This is a genomic window from Methyloversatilis sp. (assembly GCF_030696805.1).
Classification (GTDB): Bacteria; Pseudomonadota; Gammaproteobacteria; order Burkholderiales; family Rhodocyclaceae; genus Methyloversatilis.
On the sequence record NZ_JAUYRO010000098.1, the window covers coordinates 1 to 5026 of the forward strand.

The window sequence follows — 5026 nt, forward strand, 5'->3', positions numbered from 1 at the left end:
GCCACCGGGGTCGGCTGGGTCTATCAGTACGTGGTGATCGCCAAGGACAAGACGCTGGCCGAACTGCGCACGCTGCAGGACTGGTATTTGCGCTACCAACTGACCAAGGCGCACGGCGTCGCCGAAGTCGCATCGATCGGCGGCTTCGTTCAGACCTATCAGGTCACCGTCGACCCGGTGAAACTGCGTTCCTACGGCATTCCGCTGATGAAGGTGGCGCAGGTGATCCGCGACTCGAACCGCGATGTCGGCGGACGCGTCGTCGAGATGGCCGAAACCGAGTACATGGTACGCGGCAAGGGCTACCTGCGCGGTAAGAGCGACCTCGAAACGCTGGTCCTCAAAAGCGACAAGGGCACGCCAGTGCTGATCCGTGACATCGCTCGCGTCGAATTGACGCCCGACGAACGGCGTGGCCTGACCGAACTCAACGGTGAAGGCGAAGTTGTGTCGGGCATCGCCATGGCGCGATATGGTGCCAACGCGCTGGAAGTCATCCACAATCTAAAAACCCGGATAGCCGAAATCGGTCCCGGCTTGCCTGAGGGCGTCACGGTACAGACGGTGTACGACCGTTCCGAACTGATACACAACGCCATCGACACGTTGAAACGGACGCTGATTGAGGAAGCGATCATCGTTGCACTGGTCTGCATCGTCTTCCTAATGCACGTTCGTAGCGCTCTGGTCGCCATCCTGATGTTGCCGGTCGGCGTGCTGATCGCTTTCATCGCCATGCGCTCGTTAGGCATGAACTCCAATCTGATGAGTCTGGGAGGCATCGCCATCGCCATCGGCGCAATGATCGATGCTGCCATCGTGATGATCGAGAACGCCCATAAGCACCTGGAGCGCCTGCCCGAGGAGCACACCAAGGCCGAGCGCGCCGACGCCATGCTCGCCGCCTGTAAGGAAGTCGGCCCAGCGCTGTTCTTCTCGCTGCTCATCATCACGGTTTCCTTCCTCCCGGTGTTCGCGCTGGAAGGCCAGGAAGGGCGGCTTTTCTCGCCGCTCGCCTTCACCAAGACCTTCTCGATGGCCGGCGCCGCGCTGCTTTCGGTGACACTGGTGCCTGTCCTGATGATGCTGTTCATCCAAGGCAAGGTCATGCCGGAAGCGAAAAATCCGGTGAATCGTTTCCTGATCTGGGCCTATCGGCCGATCATCGTCGGCGTCATGCGCTGGAAGAAAATGACCATCGTTGCTGCCGTCGTTGCCTTGGTGGCCTCTATTTACCCAGCCTCTCAACTCGGCTCGGAGTTCATGCCGACGCTCAACGAAGGCACCTTGCTCTACATGCCGGCTTCGCTGCCCGGCATGTCGATCACCAAGGCTGCCGAGTTGATGCAGACGCAGAACAAGATCATCAAGAGCTTCCCCGAGGTCGCTTCGGTCTATGGCAAGGCCGGGCGCGCCAATACGGCGACCGATCCGGCGCCGACCGAGATGTTCGAGACGGTGATCAACCTGAAGCCGGAATCCGAATGGCGCCCGGGCCTGACCACCGACAAGTTGATTGCCGAACTCGACAAGGCCCTGCAATTCCCCGGCGTCGCCAACTCCTGGACGATGCCGATCAAGGCCCGCATCGACATGCTGTCCACCGGCATTCGCACGCCGATCGGCATCAAGGTCTTCGGCAAGGATCTCGGTGAGATGGAAAAAGTGGCCAAGGAAATCGAGGCCGTGGTCAAAGCCGTGCCCGGCACGACCAGTGCCTTCGCCGAGCGCATCACGGGCGGTTTCTATCTCAATATCGAACCGGACCGCGAGCAACTGGCGCGCTACGGCCTGGCCATCGGCGACCTGCAGGATGTGATCGGCACGGCGCTGGGCGGTGAGATGGTGACCACCACGGTCGAGGGGCGGGAACGTTTCGGTGTCACCGTGCGCTACCCGCGCGAATTGCGCTCCGATCCGCAGCAGATCGCCCGCGAAGTGCTGATCCCGACCATGGACGGGGCGATGATTCCGCTCGGGCAACTGGCCAAGGTCGTTGTCGCCAAGGGCGCACCCAGCATCCGTACCGAAAACGCCCTGCTCTCCGCCTATATTTATGTCGACATCCGCGACCGCGACATTGGCAGCTACGTGGCCGACGCCAAGAAAGCGGTCGCCGAACAGGTCAAGTTCCCACCCGGCTACTACGTCACCTGGAGCGGCCAGTTCGAGTATATGGAACGGGCTATCGAGAAAATGAAGATTGTCATCCCTGTGACGTTGTTGATCATCTTCCTGCTGCTTTACCTGAACTTCAAGCGACTGACAGAAACCTTGATTGTCATGCTGTCGGTGCCGTTTGCGCTGGTCGGCGGGGTCTGGCTGATGTGGTTGCTCGGTTATAACCTGTCCGTCGCCGTCGCCGTGGGCTTCATCGCCTTGGCCGGGGTTGCGGCGGAAACCGGGGTCATCATGCTGATTTACCTCGATCATGCTTGGGAAGAATTGAAGGCCAAACGCCGGACGGAAAATCAGGAGCCAACGCTGCACGATCTCTACGAGGCCATCATGGAAGGCGCCGTGGAACGGGTTCGCCCGAAAATGATGACGGTGGTGGCAATCATGGCTGGCCTGCTACCAATCATGTGGGGGACAGGGACCGGTTCCGAGGTGATGAGCCGCATTGCGGCACCGATGGTCGGCGGGATGATTTCCTCGACGGTACTTACGCTCGCGGTCATCCCGGCTATCTACGCGCTGGTCAAGCAGTGGCGAATGAAACGGGGGATGGAACAATGAGGCGTAAGCGTTTGTTTTGGATTCCTGCATCGTTTCTTGTGGCGCTGCTGCCCAGCCTTGCCCTGGCTCAAGGCTGGAGCATTCCCAAACCCGGCCCCGGCCTAATGCCCAATCCCGTCATGGGCAAGGCGCTGTTCGCCAATCACTGTGCAGGCTGTCATGGCGGCGACTTGAAGGGATCGGAAAAGGGACCGCCCCTGCTGCACAAGATTTATGAGCCGTCACATCATGCCGATGCGGCATTCCAGTTGGCCGTGGCCAACGGTGTGCGGGCCCATCACTGGAAATTTGGCGACATGGCTCCGGTGAAAGGGGTAACGCCCGACGACGTCGCCCACGTCACCGCCTATGTGCGGGCTGAGCAGCGGAAGGTTGGCATCCAATAGCGGATGGTTCGAACAAAGCACTATATGGGGGAAAAATTGTCCAACGAAGATGATTCAATGCGACCGTTTGAGGATGCAGTTGCCATTCTTGTGGTGCTCACCACCGGATTGAGAGACCATCATCGCGATGGCTTTGATGCGGCAAAGGCAGATTTGTTGCTGCTTACGCGAGGCAAGGCATCCGCGCTGGCTTATGTGCGTCGGCTTGTTGCTGCCGAACTGAACTGCCCACATGACCCACAGTGGCGAGTTTCCGCAGCCGAATTCGAGAGGCGGAGGCAACAAGTCTTTCTGGGGCTAAGCGCCCAGACCAAGAAATAATCGCTCTCTGCGAGCAGCACGGCAACAAGCTGACGAAACAGTGACCGGGTTGTAATGCGCCCGTTATGGGCGTGACAGCTACCCACAGGCAAACTCTCCCTACGAGGCAATGGGCCTTGATCGTGCAGCAGGGAGAAAATCATGTCCGTACACAATGCGTTCGCCATCTTCAATGCACCTTCCGACTTCCATTTGGATTTGGTTGCCCGGTTGGTTGGCGTGAATCTCGACTGTTTGGAAAAGATGCTTTCCACACAGATTTCCCCGCTCAAGGAACTCCTTGAGCGAACACCGTCGTTTTCTCTGGGTGAGCCTGGGCAAACAGGGGCATGGTGGGCTGCCGTCGGCTTTTCATCCATCGAGTATTGGAAGGCATGCACCCTCGATAGCTTGGATTACCAACATCGAGTATTGCAGACGCTGGCCCGACATTCGGCAAAGTGAACTTGATGATGTCGTCAAGGCCGGTGCTTTGGCAAGACTCATCCGGGAAGCTCATTGCCTGTACGGAAAAAATCAAGGTGCTCAACGAGAACCTGGATGAACTTCGTCAGGTGGCCCAGGATGCGCTGGAAGACGGAATTCTGATGGGGTGTAGCGAACGGCAATTGCGTGATGCGCTTGCGGAAGCAGTCGGGCATTTGGTGAATCCATATTCAGTCTCGTTTCCTGACAGCAATGTAATCAGCAAGTCACCTTGTTGACAGTGACGGAAGCACAAACTGCAACTGTTCACTCGATTCGGACCGTTTAAATCCCCAAAACTCAGGAGCCAAGATCATGAAAGTTTCCTCCCTCATTGCCGCCGTTCTGTTTGCTGGCACCACGATGACCGGCGTCGTCTTCGCCGACGAAAAGGCCGCCGCCCCGAAGGCCGCCGAGGCCCAAATGGACAAGACCGCGAGCAAGCCGCATTCCCATGTCCAGGAAAAAACCGGCATGCCGCAAAGCATGCCGGATGCCAAGGCCGATAAGCCCAATGCAGCCAAGGATCAGAGCAAGCATTTCCATCCGCGAGATGGGAAGTAAGCGTCCAGCAAAGGCCCCGGAATCGGGGCCTCATCATTTCAGCCATGGATATCCGCAAACCGGCAGAGCACGGCGATCGGTGTGTGTGTCGCACACTGGCGCTGGCGGTCGGCTGTGACCCGAATATACTGAATTACAACTATTGTCGGACGGTGCTTCAGAAACGCTGGATCGTCGAATGCAACCATGGGTGCCTGGCAGAGCCAGCTGTGGCGGACAGCGATCTGAAATGGCATGACGTCGGCCAGATTGATCGTAAGCGTCCGACCGCCCCCGTCTTGCGTTTGAGTGCTCAGCGCGGCGAGTTGATCTCGTCGGCGAATTCGCCCTCGTCCCATGCCTTGCCGATGGCGGCATCCAGACGGATGAGCAGTTGATGCAGGGTTTCGTCCTTGCGCTTGCGCAGCATCGCCAGACAGGTGTGATCGTCGTTGGCGATGGCCACACAGCCGACCGGGCGCATGAGGCCCAAGGTGATCTGGCCTTCGGTCTGGATCAGCGCGTTGAGGTGTTCGAGTGTGGCCAGCGGGTCGCTGGCCGGGTCAGATTTC

At 58.7% G+C, this 5026-nt stretch carries 7 protein-coding genes; 6 read left to right on the forward strand and 1 reads right to left on the reverse strand.

Annotated features, from left to right (window positions below; genetic code table 11):
* From Q8R75_RS16895 to Q8R75_RS16920, 6 genes are all read left to right on the forward strand, one after another.
* Positions 1-2739 (forward strand): CusA/CzcA family heavy metal efflux RND transporter (locus Q8R75_RS16895; protein ID WP_305663798.1); only part of this gene is annotated, 2739 nt, incomplete at its 5' end.
* A complete protein-coding gene (locus tag Q8R75_RS16900) occupies positions 2736-3125 on the forward strand; it encodes a cytochrome c (RefSeq protein WP_153131985.1) in 390 nt (129 codons plus the stop codon). The genes Q8R75_RS16895 and Q8R75_RS16900, both read left to right, overlap by 4 nt.
* A gap of 36 nt (positions 3126-3161) precedes the next feature.
* Complete coding sequence (locus Q8R75_RS16905; RefSeq protein WP_305663799.1) at positions 3162-3446, forward strand: hypothetical protein; 285 nt, start codon at positions 3162-3164, stop codon at positions 3444-3446.
* 141 nt (positions 3447-3587) lie between these two features.
* The gene (locus Q8R75_RS16910) at positions 3588-3890 is read left to right on the forward strand and encodes a hypothetical protein (protein ID WP_305633526.1); all 303 of its coding nucleotides are present in this window, start codon (positions 3588-3590) and stop codon (positions 3888-3890) included.
* Positions 3891-3895: 5 nt separating this feature from the next.
* A complete protein-coding gene (locus Q8R75_RS16915; RefSeq protein WP_305633531.1) occupies positions 3896-4150 on the forward strand; it encodes a hypothetical protein in 255 nt (84 codons plus the stop codon).
* A 76-nt stretch (positions 4151-4226) separates the two neighbouring features.
* The gene (locus tag Q8R75_RS16920; RefSeq protein WP_305633525.1) at positions 4227-4475 is read left to right on the forward strand and encodes a hypothetical protein; all 249 of its coding nucleotides are present in this window, start codon (positions 4227-4229) and stop codon (positions 4473-4475) included.
* A gap of 292 nt (positions 4476-4767) precedes the next feature.
* Here Q8R75_RS16920 and Q8R75_RS16925 read toward each other — a convergent pair.
* The coding region (locus Q8R75_RS16925; protein ID WP_305663800.1) for a hypothetical protein at positions 4768-5026 on the reverse strand (259 nt) is incomplete at its 5' end.

Bases quoted from the DNA above. Each gene is read 5' to 3' on its own strand.
- Q8R75_RS16910 (WP_305633526.1), top strand. From the start codon at position 3,588: ATGTCCGTACACAATGCGTTCGCCATCTTCAATGCACCTTCCGACTTC.
- Q8R75_RS16900 (WP_153131985.1), top strand. From the start codon at position 2,736: ATGAGGCGTAAGCGTTTGTTTTGGATTCCTGCATCGTTTCTTGTGGCG.
- Q8R75_RS16915 (WP_305633531.1), top strand. From the start codon at position 3,896: ATGATGTCGTCAAGGCCGGTGCTTTGGCAAGACTCATCCGGGAAGCTC.
- Q8R75_RS16920 (WP_305633525.1), top strand. From the start codon at position 4,227: ATGAAAGTTTCCTCCCTCATTGCCGCCGTTCTGTTTGCTGGCACCACG.